Below are 260 nucleotides of genomic sequence, written 5' to 3' on the forward strand. Positions count from 1 at the left end.
CCCCGCTGGGTTAAACTCCCATCTGAATTAGTAAGTAAGCTTCTATTTTGGTCGGTTAAGAAAAAACCTGGTGCCAAAGCATTTACACGAATACCTACCTTTGAAAAATGTACCGCTAGCCACTGTGTAAAATTCGATACCGCCGCTTTGGCTCCACTATAGGCTGGTATTTTGGTTAGTGGTGTAAACGCATTCATAGAAGACACGTTTAAAATACTACACCCTGTTTGACCAACCATATCTTGCGCAAAAACTTGCGT

At 41.9% G+C, this 260-nt stretch carries 1 protein-coding gene; it reads right to left on the reverse strand.

Annotated elements, in window-relative coordinates; genetic code table 11:
* Positions 1 to 260, reverse strand: a 260-nt coding sequence (locus FGF67_RS17160) for an SDR family NAD(P)-dependent oxidoreductase (protein ID WP_139698938.1), incomplete at both ends; no start/stop codon positions are given.

The organism is Allotamlana fucoidanivorans (assembly GCF_006265225.1).
Taxonomy (GTDB): domain Bacteria; phylum Bacteroidota; class Bacteroidia; order Flavobacteriales; family Flavobacteriaceae; genus Allotamlana; species Allotamlana fucoidanivorans.